Consider the following 24,235-nt stretch of genomic DNA (forward strand, 5'->3'; position numbering starts at 1 on the left):
CCTAAACTGTTGTCGATGCATCAGCGCTGTCAGCGCTCATCGCAACAATCCGATTCTACAGGTTTCGCCTGACAACCGGGCCGTGCCCGCCGAGTCAGCCCGGTCCGGAGGACCCATGCCCGACACGAAGTTCCCCGCCGCCCCGACGATCACGGGTGGTGCGCAGAGCACCGGCGCGCTCAGCACCGTCGGGTGGGGCCGCGCGTTGCGCATCTTCGCGTGGCTGTCCTTCGTCACGGAGACGATCATCATCGGCACCGGCGGCGCGGTGCGCCTCACCGGTTCGGGACTCGGATGCTCGGAGTGGCCGCTGTGCACGCCGGAATCTCTCGTGCCCACGCCCGAGCAGGGCATCCACGGGATGATCGAGTTCGGCAACCGGATGATGACCGGCGTGGTCGGGATCATCGCGATCGCCGTGGTGCTGCTGGTGCTGCACCTGATCAGCGGCCGACGCACACTGACCACCGCGCTGTGGTTCGCCGGCGGTGGGATCGTCGCAGCGGGCGGCGCGTATGCGATCGTTCAGTTCTTCGACAAAGATCTCGCGTTCCCCGTCGCGGCCGCGGTGCTGCTGCTCGTGACGATCATCGCGGCCGTGCGGTCCGTGCGGGCCTCGAACGATCGGCGCGACCTGACGGTGCCGGCCTGGATCACTCTGGTCGGCGTCATCGCTCAGGCGTTCGTCGGCGGCATCACCGTGCTCACAGGGCTCAACCCGTTCATCGTCGGGTTCCACTACGTCTCGTCGCTGCTGCTCGTCTGCGTGACGGCGTCATTCCTCGTGCGCCTGTACGCCGCACCCGGCCCGCGCGAGCGCGCCGTGCCGAAGTGGTTCGCGATCCTCACCCACGTCACGGGGCTCGCTCTGGCGGTGACGATCGTGTTCGGCGTGCTGACCACGGGTTCAGGGCCGCACTCCGGTGACGCCGAGGTCGAGCGGCACGGGTTCGATGCCACGATCCTCGCCCACGTGCACTCGTGGCCCGGCTACATCCTCGCCGGGCTCGTCCTCGTGCTGGCGGTCGCGGCGTGGATCCTCCACCTGAAGCCGCGCCGCTGGCTGCTCGTGCTCGTCATCGCGATCGCCGTGCAGGTCGGGGTCGGCGTCTGGCAGGCCCGCGAAGGACTCCCGCCGCTGCTGGTCGGGATCCACATGGTGCTCGCATCGCTGTCGGCCGCGGCGTACACGGTCGTGGTGCTGCATCTCAAGCGCCCGGTGACTCCCGCGGAGTGACCCGCACAGCCGATCCATAGGACCCGCATCGGGGTCTCATCGGTGCGTCGGGGATCGTGGCACGCATGAACAAGTCACTCACACGAAGCATCGGATTCTGGCTCCTCCTGGTCGTGTCCCTCGCCACGACGGGAGTCGGCGCCTGGCTCATCTCCGGCCAGATCGGCACGATGACGACCACGCTGCTGGATGGCACGGCCACCGGCATCGAGGTCTACGTCGGGCAATCGCTCGTCGTCGTGGGCGCCGGCGTGCTCGCCGCCGGAATCATCGGCATCCTGCTGACCCTCGGACTGGTTGCCGCGCGGTCGCTGGTTCCCTCCCCCGCTCCGGCCGTCGTCGAGACGATCGACTGGACGGCCCAGCCCGACGGCACCCCCGAGGTCCTCGAGACCTCGCCGGCGGCCGAGGAACAGCCCGTCGACGTCACCGCCGACGCTGAGCCCGTCGATGTCGCGGACGACGCGGAGACGGATGCCGACGCCGAGCAGGACGTCGACGAGAAGGATGTCGACGAGAAGGATGTCAACGAGAAGGCACCGGCCGTCACGCGCTGACCACCGAACTCCGGAGCGGCGTCGAGCGATCGGCGCCGCTTCGTCGTTTCGTCACGACGACAGCGTCAGACCGGATGGTCGTCGCTCAGAACGGCAGCAGCGGATCGAGCGCGACGGCGACGAAGATCAGCGTCAGGTAGGTGATCGACGCGTGGAAGACCCGCATCGGCCGCGCCTCGGTGCCGTGCACCGCACGGTTGTAGAGGCGGTGCGACTCGTAGATGAACCAGCCGCCGAAGACGAGAGCCGACACCGTGTAGACGAGGCCCATGTTCGCGATGGGGACGAGCAGCAGCGAGCAGGCGACCGTCGCCCACGCGTACAGGATGACCTGGAGGCCGACCTGAGACGCATTGCGCGTGACTCCGAGCATCGGGACGTCGACGTCCTCGTAGTCGTTCTTGTACTTCATCGACAGCGGCCAGTAGTGCGGCGGCGTCCAGAGGAAGACGAGCAGGAACAGGATGAAAGCCGGCCAGTCGAGCGAACTGGTGACCGCGGACCAGCCGATCAGCACCGGGAAGCAGCCGGCGATACCGCCCCAGATGATGTTCTGCTCGGTGCGGCGCTTGAGGATCATCGTGTAGATCACGACGTAGAAGAAGATGGCGACGGCCGAGAGCGTTGCCGCCAGCCAGTTCGTGGTGAGCGCGAGCCACACGGTCGAGACGACGGCGAGCGTCCACGAGAAGATCAACGCACCGCGCGGAGTCACTTCGCCCGTGACCAGAGGACGGTTCGCGGTGCGGTGCATGTGCGCGTCGATGTCGCGGTCGAGATACATGTTGAACGCCGCGGCAGAACCTGCGCTCAGCGAACCGCCGATGACGGTCGCGAGAACCAACCAGAGGTCGGGAAGCCCGCCCTGAGCCAGGAACATCACCGGAACCGTCGAGACGAGCAGCAGCTCGAGCACACGAGGCTTGGTGAGGGTGATGTACGCCTTCACGGTGCGACCGATGGTTTTCTTCACAACGGTCTGATCAGACATCGTCGAGATATCGATCGCCTCCTCCGCACGCGTCACGACAGCCCTTCCAGTCTATGGCACACCGGCCGTCATCCTCCGCCCACGGCCGCTTCACAACCGCTCTCCCGACGATGTGAAGCGACGTAAAACGGGGTAACCGGGCGACCCACAGGGCTATGCTGAAAAGACTCGCGCGCCCGGCGCTCATCACACCTACTCCGTAACGATGCGGACCGCGATCGTGCTTTCCCGGGTGCTCTCGATCTGTTGGAGAAGGGCATGAACGTGTCGGAATTGCAGTGGGAAGAGATCGATCGGCGCGCGGTGGATACCGCACGGATCCTGGCGGCTGACGCTGTGGAGAAGGTCGGCAACGGTCACCCCGGCACCGCGATGAGCCTCGCGCCGGCGGCTTATCTCCTCTACCAGCGGGTTCTTCGTCACGACCCGACCGACACCGACTGGCTGGGCCGCGACCGGTTCATCCTCTCGGTCGGGCACTCCTCGCTCACCCAGTACGTCGAGCTCTACCTCGGCGGTTTCGGCCTCGAGCTCGAAGACCTCAAGGCGCTCCGCACGTGGGGTTCGCTCACCCCCGGCCACCCCGAGTACGGCCACACCAAGGGCGTCGAGATCACCACCGGCCCGCTGGGTCAGGGGCTCGCCTCGGCCGTGGGCTTCGCGTACGCCGCACGCTACGAGCGCGGTCTGTTCGACCCGGATGCCGCGGCAGGCACCAGCCCGTTCGATCACTTCGTCTACACGATCGCCGGGGACGGCGACCTGCAGGAGGGCGTCACCAGCGAGGCATCCTCGCTGGCCGGCCACCAGCAGCTCGGCAATCTGATCGCGATCTACGACTCCAACCAGATCTCCATCGAGGACGACACAAACGTCGCCTTCACGGAAGACGTCGCCGCGCGCTACGAGGCCTATGGCTGGCAGGTGCAGGTCGTCGACTGGAAGAAGACCGGCGAGTACGTCGAAGACGTCGCCGAGCTGTATTCCGCGATCGAGGCCGCCAAGGGCGAGACCTCGAAGCCGTCGCTGATCATCCTCAAGACGATCATCGGCTGGCCGTCGCCGGGCAAGCAGAACTCCGGCAAGATCCACGGCTCGGCCCTCGGCGCCGACGAGCTCGCCGCCACCAAGAAGGTGCTCGGCTTCGACCCCGAGCAGAGCTTCGTGGTCGCCGACGACGTGATCGAGCACACCCGCGGCCTCGCCGCTCGCTCCGCGGAGGCCCGTGCCGCGTGGCAGGAGTCCTTCGACGCCTGGGCCGCGGCCAACCCCGAGCGCAAGAAGCTGCTCGACCGTCTCGAAGCCGGTGAGCTGCCCGCCGACATCGACGCGGCCCTTCCGGTGTTCGAGAGCGGCAAGGAGGTCTCGACCCGCGCCGCGTCCGGCCAGGTCATCAACGCCCTCGCCGCTGAGCTCCCCGAGCTGTGGGGCGGTTCGGCCGACCTCGCCGAGTCGAACCTCACCACGATCAAGGGCGCGCCGTCCTTCATCCCCGCCGAGTGGTCGACCCACGAATGGTCGGGCAACCCCTACGGCCGGGTGCTCCACTTCGGCATCCGCGAGCACGCCATGGGCGCGATCGTCAACGGCATCGTGCTGCACGGGAAGACCCGCGCGTTCGGCGGCACGTTCCTCATCTTCAGCGACTACATGCGCCCCTCGGTGCGTCTCGCCGCGCTGATGAACGTGCCGAGCATCTTCGTCTGGACCCATGACTCGGTCGCTCTCGGCGAGGACGGCCCGACGCACCAGCCGGTCGAGCAGATCGCGACGCTCCGCGCCATCCCGAACTTCGCCCTCGTGCGGCCCGCCGACGCCAACGAGACGTCGGTCACCTGGCTCGAGATCCTCCGCCGCCACGAGGGTCCGACCGGGATCGCCCTGACCCGCCAGAACATCCCGGTGTTCGAGCGCGGCGATGGCGCAGCATCCGGTGACTCCTTCGCCTCGGCATCGGAGGCCGTCAAGGGTGCGTACGTGCTCGCCGAGGCACCGAACGGCACGCCCGACGTGATCATCATCGCCACCGGTTCGGAGGTGCAGCTCGCCGTGAACGCGCGCGAAGCGCTTGCCGCCGAGGGCGTGAACGTCCGCGTCGTGTCCGCCCCCTCGCTGGAGTGGTTCGACGAGCAGGACGAGGCGTACCGCGAGAGCGTGCTGCCGGCCTCCGTCACCGCCCGCGTCTCCGTCGAGGCGGGCTCCGTGCTCAGCTGGCGCGGAATCGTCGGCGACCGCGGGCGCTCGGTCGGCATCGACCACTTCGGCGCCTCCGCCGACTACAAGACCCTGTTCGAGAAGTTCGGCATCACCACCGAGGCCGTCATCGCGGCCGCACGCGAGACCATCGCAGCAAACAGAACCAAGGAGAACGCATGAGCACCCCCACCGCACAGCTCGCCGCCGCAGGTGTCAGCATCTGGCTCGACGACCTGTCCCGCACCCGCATCTCCTCGGGCAACCTCGCCGAGCTGATCGAGTCCCGCAACATCGTCGGCGTGACCACGAACCCGACCATCTTCGCCAACGCGATCACCGACAAGAGCAACACGTCGTACGACGCGCAGGTCACCGAGCTCGCTGCCTCCGGCGCCAGCGCGGAGGAGGCTGTCTTCGCGGCCACGACGCAGGACGTCGCGGCCGCGCTCGACGTGTTCCGCCCCGTGTGGGAGAAGTCGAACCACGTCGACGGTCGCGTCTCCATCGAGGTCTCCCCCGACCTCGCGCACGACACCGCCGGCACCGTCGCCTCCGCCAAGGAACTGTGGGCCAAGGTCGACCGCCCGAACCTCCTGGTCAAGATCCCGGCGACGAAGGCCGGCCTGCCCGCCATCACCGAGGCGATCGCGGCGGGGATCAGCGTCAACGTCACGCTCATCTTCAGCCTCGAGCGCTACGCCGACGTCATCGACGCGTACCTGACCGGCCTGGAGCGTGCGCACGGCGCCGACTTCGACCTGTCGAGCATCCACTCGGTCGCCTCGTTCTTCGTGTCGCGCGTCGACACCGAGACCGACAAGCGCCTGGACGCGATCGGCACCGACGCGGCCAAGGCTCTCAAGAGCAAGGCCGGTCTCGCCAACGCCCGTCTGGCGTACGAACTCTTCGAGCAGAAGTTCGCCGAGAAGCGCGCGCAGGACCTGATCGCGCTCGGTGCGAACCTGCAGCGTCCGCTGTGGGCGTCGACCGGCGTGAAGGACCCGAACCTGCCCGACACGCTCTACGTCACCGAGCTCGTCGCGGCCGGCGTCGTGAACACGATGCCCGAGAAGACGCTCGAGGCCACGTTCGATCACGGCGTCGTCACCGGCGACACCATCACGGGCGGCTACGCAGAGGCTCACCAGGTCTTCGCAGATCTCGCCGAGGTCGGCATCGACCTCGACGACGTCACCCAGGTGCTCGAGGACGAGGGAGTCGCCAAGTTCATCGACTCCTGGCACGACCTGCTCGGACAGGTCACCGAGGCGCTCGAGGCGCAGCGATGACCTTCTCGATCCACACGTCGGGTGCGGCACGCGCAGCCATCGACGAGACTGTGCCCAGCCTCGTCCACGATCTGATCGCCTCCCGCATCACCGGCGGCGACGCATCCCTCTGGGGTCCTGACGCCGAGGCCGAGGCGACGAAGCGTCTCGGCTGGGTCGAGGCCGTCTCGATCTCGCGCCCGCTCGTGGCGGAGATCACGGCGCTCCGTGACGACCTGCACGCCAAGGGCGTCACGCGCGTCGTGCTCGCCGGCATGGGCGGCTCATCGCTGGCACCCGAGGTCATCGCCCAGACGGCCGGCGTGCCGCTGACGATCCTCGACTCGACGGCGCCCGGCCAGGTGCTGGCCGCGCTCGACGAGGGCCTCGCCGACACGGTGCTGGTCGTCTCGTCGAAGTCCGGTTCCACGGTCGAGACCGACTCGCAGCGCCGCACCTTCGAGGCGGCGTTCCGCGACCTGGGCATCGACCCGACCGAGCGCATCGTCGTCGTGACCGACCCGGGCTCGCCGCTCGACGCCTCGGCCCGCGAGGCCGGCTACCGCGTCTTCAACGCCGACCCGAACGTGGGTGGCCGCTACTCGGCGCTCACCGCCTTCGGACTGGTGCCCTCCGGCCTCGCCGGCGCCGACATCGACGAGCTCCTCAACGAGGCTGAGGCCTCGCTGCTCGAGGTGGCCGTCGACTCCGCCGAGAACCCCGCGCTCCGGCTCGGCGCGGCGATCGCCGCGACCAACCCTCGCCGCGACAAGCTCGGTCTGGTCACCGATGGCACGCACATCAACGGTCTGCCCGACTGGATCGAGCAGCTCATCGCCGAGTCCACGGGCAAGGACGGCACCGGCATCCTCCCGGTCGTCCTGCTCCCGGTCTCGCCGGAGCTCGACTCGAAGCCTGCTGATCTGCAGATCGTCCGCCTGGTCGACGACGCGAACGAGTTCCACCTGCACGAGCGCCACAAGGGCGAGATCCTCGTCAGCGGCTCGCTCGGTGCCCAGCTCATCGTGTGGGAGTACGCCACCGCGATCGCCGGTCACCTGCTGCGGATCAACCCGTTCGACCAGCCTGACGTGGAGTCCGCGAAGATCGCTGCCCGCGGGCTGCTCGACGCCCGCCCGGAGCCGACGGCTCCCGCGTTCGTCGAGAACGGCGTCGAGGTGCGCGTGTCCGATCCGGCTCTGGCTGCCTCCGGCACCGTCGAGGGCGTGCTCGACGCGCTCTGGGCGCAGCTCGCCGAAGACGGCTACGTGTCGATCCAGGCATACGTCAACCGCCTCGAGGTTCCGCAGCTCCAGGGCCTGCGCGAGCTCGTCGCCGCCGACTCGGGTCGCCCGACGACGTTCGGCTGGGGACCACGGTTCCTGCACTCGACCGGTCAGTACCACAAGGGCGGACCGGCGCAGGGAGTGTTCCTGCAGATCCTCGAGCGCACCGACGTCGACCTCGAGATCCCGGAGCGTCCCTTCACGTTCGGGCAGCTCATCCAGGCGCAGGCTGCCGGCGATGCCGGTGTTCTCGCCGAGCACGGCCGTCCGGTCGTCTCGCTCACGATCACCGAGTCCTCCGACGACGTGCTCGCCCTCTTCGAAGCCGCTCAGAAGTAGACAGCAGGAGATTCCCCCACCGATGTCTGTTCCCATCTCGCGCGGGCACAACCCGCTGCGTGACCCCGACGATCGCCGTCTCAACCGGATCGCGGGGCCCAGCGCCCTCGTGATCTTCGGCGTCACCGGAGACCTCTCACGCAAGAAGCTGATGCCCGCGGTCTACGACCTCGCCAACCGTGGCCTGCTTCCGCCCGGGTTCGCCCTGGTCGGTTTCGCCCGGCGCGACTGGGAGGACCAGGACTTCGCGCAGGTCGTCTATGACGCCGTCAAGCAGCACGCCAGAACGCCGTTCCGCGAGGAGACCTGGGAGCAGCTGCTGCAGGGCATCCGCTTCGTCTCCGGCGAGTTCGACAATCCCGATTCCTTCCGGAAGCTCCGGGAGACCGTCGAGAAGCTCGATGTGGAACGCGGCACGATGGGCAACCATGCCTACTACCTGTCTATCCCGCCGCGGGACTTCCCGCTGGTGGCGAAGCAGCTGAAGGACTCCGGTCTGGTCGGGGAAGATGCCGACGATGACGAGAACTGGCGCCGCGTCGTCATCGAGAAGCCGTTCGGGCACGACCTCGAATCCGCGCGGGCGCTGAACGCCGCGCTCGAGGTGGCTTTCCCAGCCGACTCGATCTTCCGCATCGATCACTACCTCGGCAAGGAGACGGTGCAGAACATCCTGGCACTGCGCTTCGCCAATGAGCTGTACGAGCCGATCTGGAACCGTAACTACGTCGACCACGTGCAGATCACCATGGCCGAGGACATCGGCGTCGGCGGGCGTGCCGGCTACTACGACGGCATCGGAGCAGCACGCGACGTCATCCAGAACCACCTGCTCCAGCTCCTCGCGCTGACCGCGATGGAAGAGCCGATCAGTCTCTCGGCCGAGCATCTGCGCGCCGAGAAGGAGAAGGTGCTGGCGGCCGTTCATGTGCCGGAGGACCTCGCCCTCGCCACCGCCCGCGGGCAGTACGACGGCGGATGGCAGGGCGGCGAGCAGGTCACCGGCTTCCTGGCCGAAGACGGCATGAACCCCGAATCGACGACCGAGACGTTCGCGGCGATCAAGCTCGAGATCGACACGCGTCGCTGGTCGGGTGTGCCGTTCTACCTGCGCACCGGCAAGCGCCTGGGCCGACGAGTCACCGAGATCGCTGTGGTCTTCAACCGCGCCCCGCAGCACCTGTTCGGGCGCGGCAACGCGTCCGAGCTCGGTCAGAACGCTCTCGTCATCCGCGTGCAGCCCGACGAGGGCGTCACCATCCGCTTCGGCTCGAAGGTGCCGGGCAGCGGCTCGAACGTCCGCGATGTGACCATGGACTTCGGATACGGTCACGCCTTCACCGAGGCGAGCCCCGAGGCGTACGAGCGACTCATCCTCGATGTGCTCTTGGGCGATCCGCCGCTGTTCCCGCGGCACGAGGAGGTCGAGCTCTCCTGGAAGATCCTCGACCCCGTGGAGAAGTACTGGGCGGCCGTCGGCGGCCCGGTCGAGCAGTACGCGCCCGGCTCGTGGGGTCCGGCATCCGCCGACGACCTGCTGGCCCGCGACGGACGAGTCTGGAGACGACCGTGATCATCGACCTTCCCGACACGACCGTCAGCCAGGTCGCGAAGCAGCTCGTCAAGGTGCGTGAAGAAGGCGGCGCTGTCGCCCTCGGTCGCGTGCTCACCCTCGTCATCTCGGCGCGCAACGGCGTGGCCGAGGCTGCCATCGACGCGGCGAACGACGCCTCGCGTGAGCATCCGATGCGCGTCATCGTGCTCACCACCGGCGACGGTGAGTCCCGTCTGGATGCGCAGATCCGCGTCGGCGGCGACGCCGGCGCCAGCGAGGTCGTCGTGCTCCGTGCCTTCGGAGACGCCGCCAGCAACGAAGAGAGCCTGCTCACCGGGCTTCTCCTCCCCGATGCCCCCGTGGTCGCCTGGTGGCCTGAGGAGGCTCCTGAGTCGCCCGCGACGTCGCCGCTGGGGAAGATCGCCCAGCGACGGATCACGGATGCCGCCACGGCTTCGGATGTGCGCGACCGGCTCGCGCTGCTCGGTCGCACCCATGCCCCCGGCGACACCGACCTGGCATGGACGCGTCTGACGCACTGGCGCGAGCAGCTGGCGGCGGTCCTCGACCAGCCGCCGTACGAGTCGATCACCGAGGTCGAGGTGCGCGGCGCTGCCGCTTCCCCCTCGACGGCTCTTCTCGCGGCCTGGCTGCAGATGGCGCTCGACGTTCCGGTGAGCTGGTCGTACGAGGATCCCGACCACTGGCAGGAGGGCATCAAGTCGGTGCGCCTCACCCGGGAGTCCGGTGACATCCTGCTCGAGCGTCCCACCCCGGGCGTCGCGGTGCTCACGCAGCCGGATCAGCCGAACCACGATCTGCACCTGCCTCGCCGGACGCTCCGCGAGTGCCTGGCCGAGGAGCTGCGTCGGCTCGACCCCGATGTCCTGTACGGTCGAGTGATCACCGAGGGCTGGGAGAAGCTGGGTCCGCCCGAGACTGGAGAGTGAAGTCGATGCAGGTATCGTCCGCAGAGAAGCGGGTCGTGGTGGAAGCCACACCTGCTGCTCTCGCCACCCGGGTCGCTGATCGCTTCCTCACCCGTGTCCGTGCGCGCACTCGCAACGGCCGGATCGCCCACATCGCCCTGACCGGCGGTTCCATGGGCGGTTCCGTGCTGAGCGCGTCCGCCGCACACCCGCGCGCGTCCGACATCGACTGGTCGCTCGTGCACTTCTGGTGGGGCGACGAGAGGTTCGTGCCGCGCGAACACGCCGATCGCAACTCGGTGCAGTCCCGCCAGGCGCTGCTCGACCACATCCCGGTGCCAGCCGAGAACGTGCACGAGGTCGCCGGTTCCGACGACGGGCTCACGCTCGACGAAGCCGCCGCGGCCTATGCCGCCGAGCTCGCCAGGTTCGGTAACGATGAGAACCCCTGGCCCTCGTTCGCCGTCTGCTTCCTCGGCGTCGGACCGGACGGCCACATCGCATCCCTCTTCCCGGATCGGCCGGAGGTCACCGTCACGGATGCCGCCGCGCTGCCCGTGCGCAACTCTCCGAAGCCACCGCCCGAGCGCGTCACGCTGACACGTCCGGTGCTGAACTCGTCGAAGCGCGTCTGGCTCGTCCTCACCGGAGCCGACAAGGCTTCCGCCCTCGGCCTCGCCCTCGCCGGCGCGAGCTACACGAGCGTGCCTGCTGCCGGTGCGAAGGGCCGCAAGCGCACGGTGTTCTTCGTCGACGAGGCAGCGGCCTCCGAGGTCTCACCGGATCTGATCGACCAGGCGTACTGACGACTACGGCAGGTCGGGCCGATTCTGCGACTCGGAATGCGGCGAATCGGCACTCGCAGACGACCCTGGAGCCGGAGTGCTCCCCCGCTCTATTCCCAGCTCCTGGCTGTCGCTGAGCACCTGCGGGTGGTACCGGGCCAGGTTGACGACGCCCCAGACAGCAATGGCACCGGCGGCGGCGAAGATGATGAGCACCCACCACGGAGCCGCTGCGGCCTCGCCCAGGACGATCATTCCGATCAGCACGGCGATCAGCGGGTCGACGACCGTGAGCCCCGCGATCACGAGGTCGGGTGGGCCCGAGCTGTAGGCCGTCTGCACGAAGTAGGCGCCGACCGAGGCTGCGGCGAGAAGCGCGAGGACGCAGACCGCGGTGATCCACTCGAACTGACTGGCCTCGATGCGCTTGATCACGACCTTCGCGAGAGTGGCGACGAAACCGTAGAGGATGCCGGCGCCGATGACGTAGAACAGGGCGCGCATCCGGTGGCGCAGGACCAGCCAGCACGCTCCGAGGACGATGATCACGACGAGGAGCAAGGCGAGGATCACGAACAGCTCGCGTTCGGTGACCTCCTTCTCGGTGGCATAGATCGCCGCGAAGAAGACGAACAGGAAGATGCCGCCCACGCAGAAGATGATCGCGGTGAGCGACTTCTTGGTCGGTGAGTGCCCGGAGATGCGCGCGTTCAGCAGCGTGGTGATCACGAGCGCGATCGCGCCGAGCGGCTGCACGACGATGAGCGGCGCCTTCACCAGGGCGGCGAGCTGACACACGATCGCGAGCACGAGCATGAGCGTGCCGAGGATCCACGACGGCCGGGTGAGCAGGGCCTTGATCTGGCTGAACGTGAGTCCGGCGGCGCCATCGGCTCCGCTCAGACGCTCGACCTTCTCGACCCCGCGGTGCTGATACTGCGCGCCCAGCGACATGAACACCGCACCGGCGAGAGCCAGCGGGATACCGAGCAGCAGCCCCGGGTTCTGGAAGGCGCCGACGAGCTGATCGCCGACCTCTTCGGCCGTGTTTGCCCATACCCCAACGCTCACACTACGACCCTACCCGGAGACCCGTGCCGACTAGGGTTGTGACGTGGCTGTACTTCCGATTCGCATCATGGGTGACCCCGTCCTGCACTCCCCCGCATCCCTCGTCGAAGAGATCACCGACGACGTCCGCACTCTTGTGGCCGACATGTTCGAGACCATGGATACCGCGCCCGGCGTCGGGCTCGCGGCCCCTCAGGTCGGCGTGCCGCTGCGGATCTACACGTACAACTACACGGATGACGACGACCAGCCATGGCGGGGCGTGCTCATCAACCCGGTGCTGTGGATCGCTCCGCTCGAGCCGGGAGACCCCGACCCGGATCTCGAGTCCGAAGGCTGCCTCTCGTTCCCCGGAGAGCGATTCCCGCTGCGGCGCTCGGAGCGCGTGCACGTGACCGCGACCGATCTGGACGGACAGCCGGTCACGATCGACGTCGACGGCTGGCGCGCGCGCATCATGCAGCACGAGTTCGATCACCTGGACGGCATCCTGTACGTCGATCGTCTCTCCGACTCCGATTGGAAGACCGCACAGAAGATCGCGCGCAAGCGCGGATGGGGCAGACCGGGCGCGAGCTGGCTTCCCGGAGTCGACGACCTCGAGGGCTGAGACAAGACCTCCCAGGCGCACCACAGTACTTTCGGAGTTGCGTCACAGAGTTCCGGGCGGATAGCGTGATCGCGGCGGGCTTCTTCTTCGCATGCCCGCGCACCAAGAGGCTCTGTGGAGGGGACAACAATCATGATGAAAATGCGCACGCGACGCGCTCTGATGCTGGCGGGGGCCGCGGTGGCGCTCTCCGTCGCCCTGAGCGGCTGTAGCGCGATCAACAGCATTCTCGGCAGCGGTTCCGGCGACGCCGACCGCAACGAGGAGACCGGTCAGGTCACCGAGAGCGCGAACATCGGAGTGTTCGCGCTCAAGGTCGGCGACTGCAAGATGGCCAGCGCCACCGGCGAGATCCAGGACGTCGACGTCGTGCCGTGCACCGAGTCGCACGACGAAGAGGTCTACTACGAGTTCAAGATGGAAGACGGCGAGTTCTCCGAGGAGGCCGTGGACGCGGCTTCGCAGGAATGCATCGGTGCCGGTTTCACCGACTTCGTCGGCGTCGCGTACGACGACTCGACGCTCGAGGTGTACCCCATCACCCCGACGAAGCGCACCTGGGACGAGATGAACGACCGCGTGATCCAGTGCGTGGTCAGCGACCCCGCCGGCCCCGTCGAGGTTTCCCTCAAGGGCGCAGCGCGCTGATCTCACCACGTATCGGAAAAGGCCCCGCCGACCGGCGGGGCCTTTTCTGCGTCAGGGGCTCGTCGGCCGCGCACGCAGATGGATGCGCTTGCCCTCTTTGCTGAAGATGGAGAGGATCTCCGCGGGAGCGGTTCCGGCGGCGGAGAGCCAGTGCGGAACGCGCGTGTCGAACTCCGCAGCCTCCCCTGGACCGAGCGTGACGTCCTGGTCGCCCAGCACCAGGCGGAGGCGTCCTGACATCACGTAGAGCCACTCCTGTCCGTCGTGCACCTTGGGCTGCGGAACAGCCGTGACCCCCGCCTGATGCGCGGGAAAGGTGACCTTGTAGGTCTGCACAGGACTCGACGCCGGCGACAGCGACTCGTAGCGGATGCCGCCCACGGTGCTGGTCTTGCGCGACACCCGAGGGTCCGGCACCGCGCGCGGAACGAGGTCGTCGAGTCCGAGTCCGAGCGCGCGGGCGATCGGCACCAGGAGCTCGAGGTTCGGTGCGCGCTTGCCTGCCTCCAATCGTGAGAGCGTGCTCGGTGAGATGTCGGTGAGCGCGGAGAGCTCCGCGAGGGTCATGCTGCGCTTCTCCCGCCAGGCCTTGAGACGGGGTCCGATGAAGGCGAGCGAGTCGTCGGGCATGAATCTCCATCTTGCTGATTCGGCATGAATATTTGCCGAAACGGTAGCACACTCGCAATCTGGATTCATGACCGACGCACACTCCCCCGCATCCGCATCCGCACGTTCCGTCAAGCTCGCGAGCGGACCGATCTCGGACGAGCACTGGGACGTCATCATCATCGGCGGTGGAGCGGCCGGCCTGAGCGCAGCGCTCATCCTCGCCCGAGCACGCCGCCGCGTGCTGGTGCTGGACGCGCAGGAGCCGCGCAACCGCTTCGCGCCGCACATGCACGGTGTGCTCAGTCGAGACGGATACTCGCCTCTCGACCTCGTCGCGGACGGATACCGCGAAGTGCGGGCCGTCGACGGAGTGATCGCGAACGCCCGCGCGACCGCTGCGCGCAAGATCTCGGATGGATTCGAGGTGACGACCGAAGACGGTGCGCGCGCCACCGGCCGCCAGCTCGTCGTCGCCACCGGTGCTCGAGACCAGCTTCCGGCCGTGCCCGGCCTGGCCGAACAGTGGGGCCGCGGCGTGGTCGCCTGCCCGTACTGCGATGGCTACGAGGCCGCTGGCCGCACGATCGGCGTGCTCGCCGGCTCCGCCACCGGTCTCCACAAAGCACACATGCTGCGGTCCTACTCGAGCGACATCACGGTGTTCACCCACCTCGCCGGCACCATTCCCGAGGCGGATCTGCGGGTGCTCGGGGCGCGTGGCATGCGGGTGGAGGATCGCGCCGTCGCACGGGTGATCAGCCGCGACGGCATCCTCACCGGCCTGGAGCTCGCCGATGGGACGACGACCGCCGTCGACGTGGTCTTCGCCGAACCGGCTCTCGTCGCCCTGGACGGCCCACTGCAGCAGCTCGGCGCGGAGCGCGTCGAGACCCCGTTCGGCGCCTGGCCGGCGGTCGACGCCTTCGGGAGGACGAGCATTCCGGGCGTCTGGGCCGTCGGCAACGCCGCGAATCCGGCTGCGCTGGTTCCGATCGCCGCCGGTTCCGGTGCCACCGCCGCGCTCGCCCTGAACGGGGAGCTCGTCGCGCTCGACGTCGCCGCAGCGACCGCGCAGGTCACCGGCGAGCTGGGCGCGCAGCGATGACCGCGCGCCACGAGTCGGATCCGGCGGCCGATCCTGAAGCATTCTGGGAGACTCGCTATCAGTCCAATCGGGGTGATGACGGCCGCGTGTGGAGTGGCCGCGTCAACGAGGCGGTGGCACGAGAGGTCGCCACGCTGACACCCGGTTCGGCTCTCGAGCTCGGATGCGGGGAGGGCGGAGACGCGCTGTGGCTCGCCGCCCACGGATGGAAGGTTACGGCGGTCGACATCTCGGCGACGGCACTGGCCGTCGGCGCCGCCGAAGCCGTGCGGGCGGGATTCGCCGATCGCATCGAATGGCTGCAGGCAGACCTTTCCACTTGGCAGGCGTCGTCGCCGTTCGATCTCGTCACGTCCGCGTTCCTGCACTCACCCGTCGAGCTTCCCCGCGAGGACGTGTTACGCCGCGCGGCAGCAGCGGTCGCACCCGGTGGACGGCTGCTCGTCGTCGGGCACGGCGCGATGCCTCCGGGCTCCGCTCTCGACCACCATCAGCACGATGGGCCTCCCCTGCCGACACCCGACGAGGTACTCTCGTCGCTCGATCTGAATGAGGACTGGGTCACCGAGACCAGCGCCCTCGTGGACCGGTCTGCGACGTGGCGTGATGGCAGCACGGTGACCCTCGTCGATGCTGTGCTCCGCGTGCGGCGCGGGACGCCGATGCCGGGAGATGGCGATCGTCCGCGTTATCCTCACTGAGCGTGCGCGAACTCTTCGCACCCGCGCCGCAGCAGAGGAGCGTCCATGTTCTCGGGTCTCAGCGCCTTCCCGCTCACCCCGTTGCGCGATGACGCGTTCGATGAGGCGGCCTACGTCGGCCTCATCGAGCGTCTGGTCGCTGCCGACGTCGACGCGATCACCGCACTGGGTTCAACGGGTTCGTACCTGTACCTCGACCGCGACGAGCGCCACAGGGTCACCCAGACCGCGGTGAGGGCCGCGGGCGACGTCCCTGTCATGGTCGGCATCGGCGCTCTCCGCACCTCCGAGGTGCAGCGCCTTGCCGACGATGCGCAGGATGCCGGCGCAAGCGCCGTGCTCCTCGCGCCGGTGACCTACCAGGCGCTCGACGCCGACGAGGTGTTCGGCCTCTTCGAGGACGTGACGGCCGGCCTCTCGGTCCCGCTCGTCGTCTATGACAACCCCCGCACGACGCACGTCACCTTCACCGACGACCTCTACGCACGCATCGCAACCCTGCCGAACGTGGCATCGATCAAGATCCCCGGCGTTCCCTCAGACCCACAGGAGGCGGCAGCACGCGTGAGTGCCATCCGCGATCGCATCCCCGCTTCGGTCTCGATCGGCGTCTCCGGGGACTGGCTCGCCGCAACCGGACTGAAGGCGGGATGCGACGCCTGGTACTCCGTGATCGGGGGACTGCTCCCCCATCCCGCGATGACGATCACCCGAGCCGCTCAAGCCGGTGACGACGCCGCAGCCACAGCCGAGTCCGCCCGCCTGGACCCGCTGTGGGCGCTGTTCACCGAATACGGCGGATACCGGGTGACGGCGGCGATCGCCGAACACCTCGAGGTCGTGGCACCGGAATGCCTTCCCCGGCCGGTGCGGGGCCTCCGCGCCGACGCGCGAGCACGGGTCGCGAACGTCATCCGCGACCTCGAACTCGGATCCTGAAAAGGGAATGGCCCGGAACTCAAGAGTTCCGGGCCATATTGGCTCCCCGGCTTGGACTCGAACCAAGAACCTGCCGGTTAACAGCCGGCTGCTCTGCCAATTGAGCTACCGAGGAATGTGCTCCGCTGCGCGGGCAACTCGACAAGCCTAGCAAACTCCAGGCCCTGCTCGTGACAGCGAGGGGCATCTTGGCGCCTCCGGGCGTGTCGCGAATCAGTGCCCCGAATCCGACTCGGCGTTCGGCGCCCACAGGAGATCCTTGCCGACCCCGCGCGCCACCACGTGACCACCGCGGAGCATCAGCGTCTCGGCGTTCAGTTCACGGATGAATGCTGCGTCATTGGTGACCAGCAGGGCCGCCATCGACTCCTCTTTGCGACGCCGGGTGATCGCGTCGAAGACCACGGGCCGCACCTCGAGGTCGAGGTTCGCGAGGATCTCGTCGGCGATGAGCACCTTCGGCTCCAGGATGAACGAGCGCGCGATGGCCACGCGCTGGCGCATCCCCGCACTCAGCTCGTACGGGAACTTCGCGGCGGTGCCGAGCGGGAGGTGCAACTCGTCGAGAAGGGTTGCGACCCTGATCGACAGCGCCTTGGAGTTCACCCGCCGCTCCCGGATCAGGATCGGCTCCGCGATCACTTCGTTCACCGTCAGCCGGGGCGGGAGGTCGGCGCCTGCACCCTGCGGGACGAACCCGGTCCGATACGTGAGGATCCGATGCTTGCGGCCCGGTTTGCGGACATCGACACCGCACACGGTGGCGCGCCCGCCCGCGACGCGCACCGACGGATCGGTGGAACCGGCGAGAGCCGCGACCAGGGTCGACTTCCCGGAGCCGGTCGGACCGGCCACGCAGATCAATCCCCCGGGCGCGAGGGAGAAGGTCACCCCGTCGACGGCCCTGGTGGGTGTGCCGTGCCCGATCCGGTCGATCACCAGGTCGGAGCAATCGATCGCGTTGGTGGATTCGGGCCTACGGGACATGACTCCATCCTGCCGTCTGCACGACGTGCGGCGCGGTTACGACTCGGCGAACCGCTGACGCTCCGCGTCGATGTCGCGCAGACGCATCCGGAGCGCACGTCCTCCGTCGGATTCGGCGGGCACGCGCTGCACAGCGCCCAGCAGCTCCTGCTTCTCCCGCTCGAGCTGGCGCAGGATGAGCCGGCGGGCGAGATCGGTCGCCGACGCGACGGCGCCCTCCTCATTCTTGGCCGGGAACGGAGTCATCAGCAACTCCCCCGCCAGAGAGCGGTACGGCTCACGAACGCCGTTGACGGCATCCGTCACCCATCCGGCTCTGGTGCGGTCGGCGGCGGATGCCACGGCCTCACGCACCGCATCGAGTCCCGGTGTGCGGAACGGAGCGCCGAGCGCCCGATCGAGCAGCGTCTGGTCGATCTGATGGCCGTACTGCAGCACGCCCATCAGAGCGTCGCGTTCGACGGCGACGTCTGCCGTGCGGGGCAGGCTGGCGAGGGTCACCGGCACGACGGCGGCGAGGCCGGTCGCCGGATCGATCCGCGGCGTCTCACGCGGAGTCTCACGCGACGAGTGCTGCGATGCCCCGCGCGCCGCGCGTTCGACCTCGTTGCGCACCTCGGTCGGATCCATCCCGAGCCGCCGGGCCAGCACGCGCTCGTAGCCGGGGCGCAGGAGCTGGTCGCGGATCTCCGCGACGATCGGTGCCGCGGCGCGGAGCGCTCCGACACGACCTTCGACCGTGGAGAGGTCGAACCCGCCCATCTTGCGGTCGATCGCGAACTCGAACATCGGCACCTTGGCGTCCATCAGCCCACGCACGGCGGCATCGCCGCGCTGCAGCCGCAGGTCGCATGGGTCGAGGCCGTCGGGTGCGACGGCGACGAAGGTCTGCGCGTTGAACCGGTCGTCCTCCGTGAACGCGCGCAGCGCCGCCTTCTGGCCCGCCTCGTCACCGTCGAACGTGAACACGACCTCACCGGAGGCGTTGTCGTCGCCCATCACGCGACGCAGCACTTTGATGTGATCAGTGCCGAATGCCGTGCCGCAGGTGGCGATCGCGGTCGTCAGGCCCGCAAGGTGGCACGCCATGACGTCGGTGTAGCCCTCGACCACGACGACTCGCCGCGGGTCTCCGCGGGCGATGTCGCGCTTCGCGAGATCGAGCCCATAGAGCACCTGGGCCTTCTTGTAGATCGGCGTCTCTGGGGTGTTCAGGTACTTCGGTCCCTGGTCGTCGTCGAAGAGCTTGCGCGCACCGAAGCCGATCGTCTGCCCGGATACGTCGCGGATCGGCCAGACCAGACGGCCGCGGAACCGGTCGTAGACGCCGCGCTGCCCCGTGGAGACGAGCCCCGCCGTGGCGAGCTCCTCTCGGGTGAATCCCTGTGCGGTGAGGGCCTTGAGCATGCCGTCCCAGCCGCGCGGGGCGAACCCCACTCCGAAGTGCGCCGCCGCGCCCGCGTCGAAGCCGCGTTCGCCGAGGAACCGGCGTCCTGCCTCCGCATCCGGCGACAGCAGCTGCGCACGGAAGAACTCCGCCGCTGCCGTATTGGCGGCATAGAGCCTGCTGCGTCCGCTCGTCTCCGGGGCCGCGCCGCCGTCCTCATAGTGGAGTGTGTAGCCGATCCGTCCGGCCAGGCGCTCGACGGCTTCCGTGAAGCTGACGTGGTCCATCTCGCGGAGGAACGAGTAGACGTCGCCCGACTCGCCGCATCCGAAGCAGTGGTAGTACCCCACCTGCTGGCGTACGTGGAAGCTCGGGCTCTTCTCGTCGTGGAACGGGCACAGCCCTTTGAGCGATCCGACGCCCGCGGACTTCAGCGACACACGCTCGCCCACGATGTCGGCGATGTTGGTCCGCGCCTTGACCTCGTCGACGTCTGCCTGCCGGATGCGCGGCATCAGTGAGCCCCTTCGGCGACGGGCCGCCTCTCGGCGTGCGCGCGCGTTCCCGGGCGGGCGTGGCGAGGCGTCCAGATGCCGACCTCGGCGGGGTCGATCTCCCCGACCAGCCGATTGTGCCAATCGATCGCACTCTGGTCGGTCAGGCTCGCGATCTGATCGACGACCACCCGAGCCCGTTCCGCGTCGTCGACGGCAGCGACGAAGTCGGCGGCGAAGGCGGGTTCCAAGACCTCGGCGCCGGCCGACCAGAGCGTGTCGGTCGACCAAAGCACGTCGGCGAGGCGCTTCAGCACCCGTCGCTGCTCCTTGTAGACGCCCTTGCGCGCGTCGATCGTGACGATCGCCTGCCCCATGATGCCTTTGAGCACCGCGATCTCCGCTTCGACCACCCGCGGCACGATGACGTGCGCGTTGTAGCGCACGAGCGGCACTCCCCCATACGCATCCCTGGTCGCCGAGACGGCAGCGCGCGCGAAACGGCCGATCAGATCGCTCGTCAGGTTCTTGAGCCGGGCGAGTGCCTGGCGCGAACGGTCGAATGAGGCGAGCCACATCGACTGCGATGCCAGCCGGTACAGCGCATCGGCCAGCTCATCCCGGGTGAAGTCGTAGCCCACCCACTGCTGGATCCGCCCGACGAGAGCATCGTGCTCCTTCGGGTCGGCGAGCTGCGCCACGTCGACGTATCCGTTGACGATCGCGTCCTCGAAGTCGTGCACGGAGTACGCGATGTCGTCGGAGAGGTCCATGATCTCAGCCTCGATGCAGCGCAGCCGCCCCGGGGCTCCTTCGCGCATCCACCGGAAGACCGCTTCATCCTCGGGGTACACGCCGAACTTCAGGCGCCCGCCGGGATCCGGTACCGGGCTGTCGACGGTCCACGGGTACTTGCATGTCGCGTCGAGGCTGGCGCGGGTGAGGTTCAACCCGACGGAGTGATCGTCGTTGTCGAGCACCTTGGCTTCGAGACGCGTGAGGATGCGCAGCGACTGCGCATTGCCCTCGAACCCACCGATGTGCTCCGCCCACTCGTTGAGCGCGCGTTCGCCGTTGTGCCCGAACGGAGGGTGACCGAGGTCATGGCTCAGGCAGGCCGTGTCGACGACGTCGGCTGCCACGCCGAGTGCCGTGGCGAGCTCACGCCCGACCTGAGCGACCTCGAGCGAGTGCGTGAGCCGGTTGCGGGCGAAATCCGCCGTGCTCGCGGGGCTGAGCACCTGGGTCTTGGCGGCAAGTCGGCGAAGGGCCGCGGAGTGCAGCACGCGTGCGCGATCACGGGCGAAGTCGTCGCGCTCGGACCGATGGGTCTCGGCGAAGAAGCGCTCGGCGTCGCGCGCGTCGTATCCGTCGAGCCGCGCGCGGTCCTGAGGTTCAGCCACCACTGTTCTCGATCTCCGCTCCACGCATCATCTCCGAGGCCGACGGTGCGACCTCCCGCGATTCCAGCCACTTGTCGGGCAGCGCGGTGCGCTTGGGATGGCCGGAACGGCCGCGCTGTCCCTCGGCATCCGCTCCGGGATACGGCGCCGAGTGATCGAGCTGACCGAGCAGGTCGTCGATCTCGGCGAGACTGGAGGCCGTCGCGAGCCCGGTGCGGATATCTCCGCCGACCGGGTAGCCCTTGAAGTACCAGGAGACGTGCTTGCGGATGTCGCGGCATCCGCGGTCTTCCTCCTCGAAGAACTCGACGAGGAGCTGAGCGTGCCGGCGGAAGGCGTTCGCGACGAATCCCAGGGTCGCGTCGACGGGGTGCGCCTCGGCGCCGAAGGCGGTCGCCAGGTCACCGAAGAGCCACGGGCGCCCGAGGCAGCCACGGCCGACGACGACACCGTCGCAGTCGGTCTGCTCCATCATGCGCACGGCGTCGTCCGCCGACCAGATGTCGCCGTTGCCGAGCACGGGGATGCTGGTGACGGCCTGCTTGAGTTCACCGATCGCGTTCCAATCGGCGTGGCCGGAGTAGAACTCGCTCGCCGTGCGCGCGTGCAGGGCGACGGCGGCGGCACCGGCATCCTCGGCGGCACGCCCCGCCTCGATGAAGGTCAGGTGATCGCGGTCGATCCCCTTGCGCATCTTGACGGTCAGTGGGACGGACCCCGCGGCTTTCACGGCCTGGTCGACGATGTCGGCGAAGAGCTTCGACTTCCAGGGGAGCGCTGCTCCCCCACCGCGCCGGGTGACCTTGGGCACCGGGCATCCGAAGTTCAGGTCGATGTGGTCGGCGTGGTCTTCGGCGACGATGATGCGCACGGCCTCGGCGATCGTCTTCGGGTCCACGCCGTAGAGCTGGATCGAGCGAGGGGTCTCCGACTCGTGGTGCCTGATCAGCCGCATGGTGGTGTCGTTGCGCTCGACGAGCGCACGCGAGGTGATCATCTCGCTGACGTAGAGGCCGGCCCCGTACTCGCGGCACAGTCGCCGGAAGGCGGTGTTCGTGATCCCCGCCATGGGTGCGAGGACGACCGGCACGTCGAGTTCGATCGGACCGATGCGGAGGGGGCGGGCGGTGGCAGTAGCGAGAGTCATGTCCCCTCCATTCTCCCAGACGCGGAGCCGGTACGGATGCTGCGACCTAAGCTGTGAAGTATGACCGATTCTGCGCTCCGTTCGATCCCGTTCACCGATGCCCAGGGCAACGAGAAGACCCTCGATGACCTCGGGGCCGACGTCGTCCTGGTGGTGAATGTGGCCTCCAAGTGCGGCCTCACCCCGCAGTACGAGCAGCTCGAGGAGCTGCAGCGTCTCTACGGCGACCGCGGCTTCAGCGTGGTCGGTTTCCCCAGCAACCAGTTCCTGCAGGAGCCGGGCTCCGTCGAGCAGATCGTCGAGTTCTGCTCGACGACCTACGGTGTCTCGTTCCCGGTGAACGGGAAGGTGAAGGTCAACGGCCGCAACGCGTCCGAGCTGTACAAGGCGCTGAAAGAGGCACCGGATGCCAGCGGCAAGGCCGGTCGCGTCGAGTGGAACTTCGAGAAGTTCCTCGTGCTGCCCGACGGCGAGGTCCTGCGCTTCCGCCCGAAGCAGAAGCCCGACGCTCCGGAGATCGTCAGCGCGATCGAGTCGGCCCTGAAGCGCTGACGGGCAGCACTCTCGTTCACCCGCGCGTAAACCGCATCCTCTGCTCCGAGGCGGGATTCTCGCGGCTTCGTTCACTCGCGCGTCAGTCGGACGCCACCTGGCCGACCTAGTCTCACCGCGGCGATATCGCCCGTAAGACGAAGGAGACCACCCATGTCCGACCGACTGCCGATCAGCCGGCGAACCGTCCTCACCGCGGGAGCGCTCGGCGCTCTCGGGACCGCCCTTCCCCTCAGCGCGGACCCGGCCGCCGCCGAATCGTCCGCAGCGCCATCGTCGGCGGCATCCGCCGCATCCGTGTCGAGCGGCCCGCGCCCGGCAGCGTCGCACCTGAGGTTCCGCGCCGATGGTTCCTTCAAGGTGGTGCAGTTCAACGACACGCAGGACGACGAGCTCACCGACCGCCGCACCGTCGAACTGATGGGGAAGGTGCTCGACCAGGAGAAGCCGGACTTCGTGGTCATCAACGGCGACGTCATCACCGGTGGGTGCGAGACGCGGCTCGCGGTCAAGCAGGCCATCAACAATGTGGTGTGGCCCATGGAGTCGCGTCGCATCCCCTGGGCCGTCACCTACGGCAACCACGACGAGGACTCGCTCCCCCAGTCGGGTGTCGACGAGGCGGGGATGCTGAAGATCTACCGCTCATACGAGTACAACGTGAACGCCGAGAGCACCCGGGGAGTCACAGGCACCAGCAACACCATCGTCTCGATCGCCTCGTCGTCGAAGAAGAAGCGCGAGGCGTTCGCGCTGTGGTTGATGGATGCCGGGCGCTATGCGCCTGACGCGATCGCCGGCCAGAACTTCGACGGCTACCCGACCTGGGACTGGCTCCGCATGGATCAGGTCGCCTGGTACCGCGAGCAGTCGCAGCAGCTCGAGAAGCGCCGCGGACGCAAGGTGCCCGGCCTCATGTTCCTCCACATCGCACTCTGGGAGCACCGCTTCATGTGGTGGGGCGGTGTCGACACGCGCACCGAGGCCGATGCGGCCCGAGGCAAGGCGCGCCACGGCATCGTCGGTGAGCGGAACGAGGACGAGTGCCCCGGTCCGTTCAACTCGGGCATGTACAACGCGATCGTCGAGCGCGGCGACGTGAAGGGCGTGTTCGTGGGCCACGATCACGTCAACGACTACGTCGGCGACTACTACGGCGTCCTCCTCGGCTACGCGCCCGGCACCGGTTTCGGGGCATACGGTCTCGACGGCGACCAGCGCAACCGTCTGCGCGGAGGCCGCGTCTTCGAGCTCACCGAGTCGGGGGAAGATGTATCGATCGCGACGCGTGTGGTCTACGCTCGCGACCTCGGCATCGACCTCACCGCGAACGACCAGCCCATGCAGCCGCTGCCGCTCGCGCCGCGGCAGCAACGCGTCTGACAGTCAGCGCACACGGAGATGCGGCGGGGTCCTCACAGGACCCTGCCGCATCG

General features: G+C 68.3%; 22 protein-coding genes and 1 tRNA gene. 15 read left to right on the plus strand and 8 right to left on the minus strand.

Annotated features, from left to right (window positions below):
* Nucleotides 1–115: 115 nt before the first annotated feature.
* Both V5D55_RS17110 and V5D55_RS17115 read left to right on the plus strand, forming a co-directional pair.
* Nucleotides 116–1,237, plus strand: coding sequence for a COX15/CtaA family protein (locus V5D55_RS17110; protein ID WP_435745309.1), 1,122 nt, complete (start codon nt 116–118; stop codon nt 1,235–1,237).
* Between the two features lie 65 nt (nt 1,238–1,302).
* Entirely contained in the window at nt 1,303–1,794 is a 492-nt protein-coding gene (locus tag V5D55_RS17115; RefSeq protein ID WP_435745311.1) for a hypothetical protein, read from the plus strand.
* A gap of 85 nt (nt 1,795–1,879) precedes the next feature.
* Here V5D55_RS17115 and V5D55_RS17120 read toward each other — a convergent pair whose 3' ends face one another.
* Nucleotides 1,880–2,785 (minus strand): heme o synthase, encoded by a 906-nt coding sequence (locus tag V5D55_RS17120; RefSeq protein WP_435745313.1) that lies wholly within the window; start codon nt 2,783–2,785, stop codon nt 1,880–1,882.
* A 258-nt stretch (nt 2,786–3,043) separates the two neighbouring features.
* Between V5D55_RS17120 and tkt the strand changes: the two genes are divergently transcribed.
* The 6 genes from tkt to pgl are packed head-to-tail and all read left to right on the plus strand — an operon-like array spanning nt 3,044 to nt 11,164.
* A complete protein-coding gene (gene tkt / locus V5D55_RS17125; protein ID WP_435745315.1) occupies nt 3,044–5,161 on the plus strand; it encodes a transketolase in 2,118 nt (705 codons plus the stop codon).
* Nucleotides 5,158–6,270, plus strand: coding sequence for a transaldolase (tal, locus tag V5D55_RS17130; RefSeq protein ID WP_435745318.1), 1,113 nt, complete (start codon nt 5,158–5,160; stop codon nt 6,268–6,270). The genes tkt and tal overlap by 4 nt, the downstream gene beginning before the upstream one ends.
* Nucleotides 6,267–7,874 (plus strand): glucose-6-phosphate isomerase, encoded by a 1,608-nt coding sequence (locus V5D55_RS17135; RefSeq protein ID WP_435745320.1) that lies wholly within the window; start codon nt 6,267–6,269, stop codon nt 7,872–7,874. Before tal ends, V5D55_RS17135 begins: the two co-directional genes overlap by 4 nt.
* A 22-nt stretch (nt 7,875–7,896) precedes the next feature.
* Complete coding sequence (zwf, locus tag V5D55_RS17140; RefSeq protein WP_435745323.1) at nt 7,897–9,447, plus strand: glucose-6-phosphate dehydrogenase; 1,551 nt, start codon at nt 7,897–7,899, stop codon at nt 9,445–9,447.
* Complete coding sequence (locus tag V5D55_RS17145) at nt 9,444–10,379, plus strand: glucose-6-phosphate dehydrogenase assembly protein OpcA (protein WP_435745325.1); 936 nt, start codon at nt 9,444–9,446, stop codon at nt 10,377–10,379. The genes zwf and V5D55_RS17145 overlap by 4 nt, the downstream gene beginning before the upstream one ends.
* 5 nt (nt 10,380–10,384) lie before the next feature.
* Complete coding sequence (gene pgl, locus V5D55_RS17150) at nt 10,385–11,164, plus strand: 6-phosphogluconolactonase (protein ID WP_435745327.1); 780 nt, start codon at nt 10,385–10,387, stop codon at nt 11,162–11,164.
* 3 nt (nt 11,165–11,167) lie between these two features.
* On the opposite strand, the gene V5D55_RS17155 is transcribed toward pgl, so the two are convergent.
* A complete protein-coding gene (locus V5D55_RS17155) occupies nt 11,168–12,214 on the minus strand; it encodes a DMT family transporter (RefSeq protein WP_435745329.1) in 1,047 nt (348 codons plus the stop codon).
* A gap of 43 nt (nt 12,215–12,257) precedes the next feature.
* On the opposite strand from V5D55_RS17155, the gene def reads away from it, so the two are divergent.
* Both def and V5D55_RS17165 read left to right on the plus strand, forming a co-directional pair.
* Complete coding sequence (gene def, locus V5D55_RS17160; protein ID WP_435745332.1) at nt 12,258–12,824, plus strand: peptide deformylase; 567 nt, start codon at nt 12,258–12,260, stop codon at nt 12,822–12,824.
* 141 nt (nt 12,825–12,965) lie between these two features.
* Complete coding sequence (locus tag V5D55_RS17165; RefSeq protein ID WP_435745334.1) at nt 12,966–13,472, plus strand: septum formation family protein; 507 nt, start codon at nt 12,966–12,968, stop codon at nt 13,470–13,472.
* Nucleotides 13,473–13,523: 51 nt separating this feature from the next.
* Here V5D55_RS17165 and V5D55_RS17170 read toward each other — a convergent pair whose 3' ends face one another.
* Nucleotides 13,524–14,102 carry a helix-turn-helix domain-containing protein gene (locus tag V5D55_RS17170; RefSeq protein ID WP_435745336.1) on the minus strand — a complete coding sequence of 193 codons (579 nt, stop codon included), beginning with the start codon at nt 14,100–14,102 and terminating at the stop codon, nt 13,524–13,526.
* A 67-nt stretch (nt 14,103–14,169) separates the two neighbouring features.
* On the opposite strand from V5D55_RS17170, the gene V5D55_RS17175 reads away from it, so the two are divergent.
* From V5D55_RS17175 to V5D55_RS17185, 3 genes are read left to right on the plus strand one after another with little or no spacing between them, the layout of a single operon-like run.
* Nucleotides 14,170–15,189 (plus strand): NAD(P)/FAD-dependent oxidoreductase, encoded by a 1,020-nt coding sequence (locus tag V5D55_RS17175; protein ID WP_435745338.1) that lies wholly within the window; start codon nt 14,170–14,172, stop codon nt 15,187–15,189.
* Nucleotides 15,186–15,890, plus strand: a complete 705-nt coding sequence (locus tag V5D55_RS17180) for an SAM-dependent methyltransferase (RefSeq protein WP_435745341.1) — start codon at nt 15,186–15,188, stop codon at nt 15,888–15,890. The genes V5D55_RS17175 and V5D55_RS17180 overlap by 4 nt, the downstream gene beginning before the upstream one ends.
* A 45-nt stretch (nt 15,891–15,935) precedes the next feature.
* Nucleotides 15,936–16,829 (plus strand): dihydrodipicolinate synthase family protein, encoded by an 894-nt coding sequence (locus V5D55_RS17185; protein ID WP_435745343.1) that lies wholly within the window; start codon nt 15,936–15,938, stop codon nt 16,827–16,829.
* Nucleotides 16,830–16,868: 39 nt separating this feature from the next.
* On the opposite strand, the gene V5D55_RS17190 is transcribed toward V5D55_RS17185, so the two are convergent.
* From V5D55_RS17190 to dusB, 5 genes are all read right to left on the minus strand, one after another.
* Nucleotides 16,869–16,944: transfer RNA gene (locus tag V5D55_RS17190), tRNA-Asn, on the minus strand.
* Nucleotides 16,945–17,042: 98 nt separating this feature from the next.
* The gene (locus V5D55_RS17195) at nt 17,043–17,816 is read right to left on the minus strand and encodes an ATP-binding cassette domain-containing protein (protein ID WP_435745345.1); all 774 of its coding nucleotides are present in this window, start codon (nt 17,814–17,816) and stop codon (nt 17,043–17,045) included.
* Between the two features lie 36 nt (nt 17,817–17,852).
* Nucleotides 17,853–19,718 carry a DNA primase gene (gene dnaG / locus V5D55_RS17200; protein WP_435745347.1) on the minus strand — a complete coding sequence of 622 codons (1,866 nt, stop codon included), beginning with the start codon at nt 19,716–19,718 and terminating at the stop codon, nt 17,853–17,855.
* A complete protein-coding gene (locus tag V5D55_RS17205) occupies nt 19,718–21,103 on the minus strand; it encodes a deoxyguanosinetriphosphate triphosphohydrolase (protein ID WP_435745350.1) in 1,386 nt (461 codons plus the stop codon). Before V5D55_RS17205 ends, dnaG begins: the two co-directional genes overlap by 1 nt.
* The gene (dusB, locus tag V5D55_RS17210; protein WP_435745352.1) at nt 21,093–22,247 is read right to left on the minus strand and encodes a tRNA dihydrouridine synthase DusB; all 1,155 of its coding nucleotides are present in this window, start codon (nt 22,245–22,247) and stop codon (nt 21,093–21,095) included. Before dusB ends, V5D55_RS17205 begins: the two co-directional genes overlap by 11 nt.
* Nucleotides 22,248–22,307: 60 nt before the next feature.
* Here dusB and V5D55_RS17215 point away from each other — a divergent pair, with 60 nt between their 5' ends.
* Together V5D55_RS17215 and V5D55_RS17220 are read left to right on the plus strand one after the other, a co-directional pair.
* Nucleotides 22,308–22,799 carry a glutathione peroxidase gene (locus V5D55_RS17215; protein WP_435745355.1) on the plus strand — a complete coding sequence of 164 codons (492 nt, stop codon included), beginning with the start codon at nt 22,308–22,310 and terminating at the stop codon, nt 22,797–22,799.
* Nucleotides 22,800–22,952: 153 nt separating this feature from the next.
* On the plus strand, nt 22,953–24,182 hold the full coding sequence (locus tag V5D55_RS17220; protein ID WP_435745357.1) for a metallophosphoesterase family protein: 1,230 nt from the start codon (nt 22,953–22,955) through the stop codon (nt 24,180–24,182).
* The last annotated feature ends 53 nt before the right edge of the window (nt 24,183–24,235 follow it).

Source organism: Microbacterium sp. PMB16 (genome assembly GCF_051294855.1).
Lineage (GTDB): Bacteria > Actinomycetota > Actinomycetes > Actinomycetales > Microbacteriaceae > Microbacterium.

Coding starts and splice junctions, on each gene's coding strand:
- zwf (WP_435745323.1), top strand. CDS start 7,897: ATGTCTGTTCCCATCTCGCGCGGGCACAACCCGCTGCGTGACCCCGAC.
- tal (WP_435745318.1), top strand. CDS start 5,158: ATGAGCACCCCCACCGCACAGCTCGCCGCCGCAGGTGTCAGCATCTGG.
- V5D55_RS17185 (WP_435745343.1), top strand. CDS start 15,936: ATGTTCTCGGGTCTCAGCGCCTTCCCGCTCACCCCGTTGCGCGATGAC.
- V5D55_RS17170 (WP_435745336.1), bottom strand. CDS start 14,102: ATGCCCGACGACTCGCTCGCCTTCATCGGACCCCGTCTCAAGGCCTGG.
- V5D55_RS17120 (WP_435745313.1), bottom strand. CDS start 2,785: ATGTCTGATCAGACCGTTGTGAAGAAAACCATCGGTCGCACCGTGAAG.
- V5D55_RS17195 (WP_435745345.1), bottom strand. CDS start 17,816: ATGTCCCGTAGGCCCGAATCCACCAACGCGATCGATTGCTCCGACCTG.
- V5D55_RS17115 (WP_435745311.1), top strand. CDS start 1,303: ATGAACAAGTCACTCACACGAAGCATCGGATTCTGGCTCCTCCTGGTC.
- V5D55_RS17215 (WP_435745355.1), top strand. CDS start 22,308: ATGACCGATTCTGCGCTCCGTTCGATCCCGTTCACCGATGCCCAGGGC.
- V5D55_RS17175 (WP_435745338.1), top strand. CDS start 14,170: ATGACCGACGCACACTCCCCCGCATCCGCATCCGCACGTTCCGTCAAG.
- V5D55_RS17220 (WP_435745357.1), top strand. CDS start 22,953: ATGTCCGACCGACTGCCGATCAGCCGGCGAACCGTCCTCACCGCGGGA.
- pgl (WP_435745327.1), top strand. CDS start 10,385: ATGCAGGTATCGTCCGCAGAGAAGCGGGTCGTGGTGGAAGCCACACCT.
- dnaG (WP_435745347.1), bottom strand. CDS start 19,718: ATGCCGCGCATCCGGCAGGCAGACGTCGACGAGGTCAAGGCGCGGACC.
- V5D55_RS17110 (WP_435745309.1), top strand. CDS start 116: ATGCCCGACACGAAGTTCCCCGCCGCCCCGACGATCACGGGTGGTGCG.
- V5D55_RS17180 (WP_435745341.1), top strand. CDS start 15,186: ATGACCGCGCGCCACGAGTCGGATCCGGCGGCCGATCCTGAAGCATTC.
- tkt (WP_435745315.1), top strand. CDS start 3,044: ATGAACGTGTCGGAATTGCAGTGGGAAGAGATCGATCGGCGCGCGGTG.
- V5D55_RS17165 (WP_435745334.1), top strand. CDS start 12,966: ATGCGCACGCGACGCGCTCTGATGCTGGCGGGGGCCGCGGTGGCGCTC.
- V5D55_RS17135 (WP_435745320.1), top strand. CDS start 6,267: ATGACCTTCTCGATCCACACGTCGGGTGCGGCACGCGCAGCCATCGAC.
- dusB (WP_435745352.1), bottom strand. CDS start 22,247: ATGACTCTCGCTACTGCCACCGCCCGCCCCCTCCGCATCGGTCCGATC.